Annotated in this window: 4 protein-coding genes; 3 read left to right on the top strand and 1 reads right to left on the bottom strand. The window is 28.7% G+C overall.

Going from position 1 to position 3,087, the window contains the following annotated elements:
• The 3 genes from miaA to ACTHW2_RS03790 all read left to right on the top strand — a co-directional run.
• Window positions 1–922, top strand: a 922-nt coding sequence (gene miaA, locus ACTHW2_RS03800; RefSeq protein ID WP_442262405.1) for a tRNA (adenosine(37)-N6)-dimethylallyltransferase MiaA, incomplete at its 5' end; no start/stop codon positions are given.
• A gap of 28 nt (window positions 923–950) precedes the next feature.
• Window positions 951–1,172 carry an RNA chaperone Hfq gene (gene hfq, locus ACTHW2_RS03795; RefSeq protein ID WP_442262404.1) on the top strand — a complete coding sequence of 74 codons (222 nt, stop codon included), beginning with the start codon at window positions 951–953 and terminating at the stop codon, window positions 1,170–1,172.
• A 24-nt stretch (window positions 1,173–1,196) separates the two neighbouring features.
• Window positions 1,197–2,486, top strand: a complete 1,290-nt coding sequence (locus tag ACTHW2_RS03790; protein ID WP_442262403.1) for a methionine gamma-lyase family protein — start codon at window positions 1,197–1,199, stop codon at window positions 2,484–2,486.
• A gap of 67 nt (window positions 2,487–2,553) precedes the next feature.
• On the opposite strand, the gene lexA is transcribed toward ACTHW2_RS03790, so the two are convergent.
• A partial coding sequence (gene lexA, locus ACTHW2_RS03785; protein WP_442262402.1) for a transcriptional repressor LexA occupies window positions 2,554–3,087 on the bottom strand: 534 nt, incomplete at its 5' end.

Below are 3,087 nucleotides of genomic sequence, written 5' to 3'. Positions count from 1 at the left end.
TGTAATAACTGGACCCACAGGTATCGGGAAAACAAACCTATCTTTAAAATTAGCTAAAAGTTTAAATGGTGAAATTAGATCGTCTGATTCAATGCAGATATATAAATATATGAATATTGGTACTGCAAAATTATCTCCATTAAAAATGGAAGGAATACCACACCATTTATTAGATATATTTTATCCTAATGAAGATTTTACTGTTTCAGATTTTAAATTAAAAGCTAAAAGTTTAATAACAGATATAAATAGAAAAAATAAATTACCTATGGTAGTGGGTGGAACAGGACTTTATATTAATTCATTAGTATATGATTTGGATTTTACTAAAGTAGTATATGATGAAAATATAAGAAATAAATATGATAAAATATCTAAGGAAAAAGGATTAAAGTATCTTCATAATTTATTAGAGGAGATAGATCCTATAAGTGCAAATAAAATCAACATAAATGATAAAAAAAGAGTTATAAGAGCTTTGGAAATATATGATATAACTAAAAAGCCAATGTCTGAATATAATAAAAATTTCCGAAAAGAAAACAAAGATTATAACTTAGCTATAATATGTTTAAATATGGATAGAAGTAAGTTATATGATAAAATAAATAAAAGAGTAGACTCTATGATAGAAAATGGACTTATAGAAGAAGTAAAATTTCTTTTAGAAATGGGATATAAACCTGATTCAGTAGCATTGCAAGGAATTGGATATAAAGAAATAATTATGCATCTAAATAAGGATTCAACTTTAGAAGAATCTATAGATTTAATTAAACAAAAAAGTAGAAACTATGCTAAGAGACAGCTCACTTGGTTTAGAAGAGATAATAGAATAAAATGGATAGATGTAGATGAATTTGAAGACTTTGATTCACTTAAGAATTTTACTAAAAAATATATAATAGAAAAATTAAAATAGATTTAAAATAAACTATTGGAGGAATTAGATGAAACAACCAGTTAATTTGCAGGATACATTTTTAAACTCAGCTAGAAAAAATAATATAAGGATCACAATATTTCTCATCAATGGTTATCAAATAAAAGGCACAGTTAGAGGTTTTGATAACTATACTATTATTTTAAATAGTGAAGAAAAACAACAACTTATATATAAACATGCAATTTCAACCATAATACCAAGTGAAGAGGTTATATTAGAATTTTAATTTATAAAAGAAGGGTGATTTTGAGTGGATGAGGTAATAAAAGGTTTATTAAACGAAGAATTTAATATAGACGAAAAAATAGTTGATTATGTAAGAGAGAAAGAACAAATAATAAAAAACAAATTTTCAGATATTGATAAAATTAAAGAATTTAACCAATATAAAGTTATAAATGCTTTGCAGAAGAGCAAACTTAGTTCTACTGACTTCTATTGGACAACAGGATATGGATATGGAGATGTGGGAAGAGAAAAAGTTGAAGAAATATATGCAAATATATTTAAGACTGAGGATGCTTTAGTTAGGCCTACAATATCATCAGGGACACATGCCCTTTCATTAACATTATCAGGTATCTTAAGACCTGGAGATGGACTCTTATCCATTACAGGGGCGCCTTATGATACTCTCCAAACTGTTATAGGCATAACTGGAAATGAGAAAGGTTCATTACTAGAGTTTGGAATAAATTATAAAGAAATTGATCTTATAGATAATAAAATTGATATAGAAAAAGCTATAGATATCATAGATAAATCTACTAAAATTATTATGATTCAAAGATCTACTGGTTATAGTGATAGACGTGCTTTAACAGTTGATGAAATTAAAGAAGCTATTACCAAAATTAAAAGTTATAATAAAGATATAATTATAATGGTTGATAATTGTTATGGTGAATTTTTAGACGTCAAAGAGCCTACTGAAGTGGGAGCTGATATAATGGCAGGATCATTAATAAAGAACCCAGGTGGAGGATTAGCTTTATCCGGTGGATATATAGTAGGAAAAAAAGATTTAGTAGAAGCAATTTCTAATAGAAGTACTGCTCCGGGATTAGGAAAAGATACAGGCTTGACATTTGGAACTACTAGAACTACGCTACAAGGATTATTTTTAGCACCTCATGTAGTATCTGAGGCTGTAAAAGGAGCACTTTTAGTGGGAGCTGTTTATAAAGGATTAGGTTTTAGGATCATACCTGATTTGGATGATAAAAGAAGTGATGTAATACAAGCTATAGAGCTTTTAAATGGAGACAGAGTTGTACAATTTTGTAAAGGTATACAAGAAGCTTCAGCTGTAGATTCTTATATAAGTCCAGAACCGTCTGATATGCCAGGATATGAAAGTGAAGTTATAATGGCTGCGGGAGGGTTTATAGAAGGCTCTTCAATCGAATTAAGTGCAGATGGTCCAATGAAGGAGCCGTATTTTGCATATTATCAAGGTGGGCTTACATATGAACATTGTAAACTTGGGGTTTATATGAGTTTGAATAATCTTTATATAAATAATCTAATAAATTTATAATAAAAATGGCCCACTAAAATTAGTGAGCCATTTTTATTATAAAAACTAATGAATATAATTTATATTATTAAATATTTCTAAATAGACCTATTGCCTTACCTAATATTTGTACATTTTTAGAATAAATAGGGTCCATAAACTGATTTTCAGGTTGCAATCTAATAGCATTTTCCTCTTTAAAAAAACGTTTTATTGTAGCTTCATCATCTAACAATGCAACCACAATATCGCCGTTAATAGCAGTAGATTGCTCTTTTATTAATACTAAGTCTCCATCTAATATGCCGGCATCTATCATGCTTTCACCGTTAATTTTCAACATAAATACTTCATTTCCTTCTACAAGTTCTAAAGGTACAGGATAAGTATCTTCGATATTTTCGACTGCTAGAATAGGGGCACCAGCAGTTACTTTTCCAACTATGGGAATATCTACAGTTCTTTTCTTAGTAAGTAAAAAGTCATCATTTTTGTCCAATATTTCTATAGCTCTTGGTTTTGTGGGATCTTTTCTTATATATCCCTTAGACTCTAACTTTTCTAAATGGGCATGAACTGTAGAGGTTGACTTTAATTCAACACCTTTACATATCTCCCTAAC

The organism is Tissierella sp., assembly GCF_052089545.1.
Lineage (GTDB): Bacteria > Bacillota > Clostridia > Tissierellales > Tissierellaceae > Tissierella_A.
Note: the sequence above shows the minus strand (reverse complement) of the source record. Positions and strands in the feature narration are given on the sequence as shown.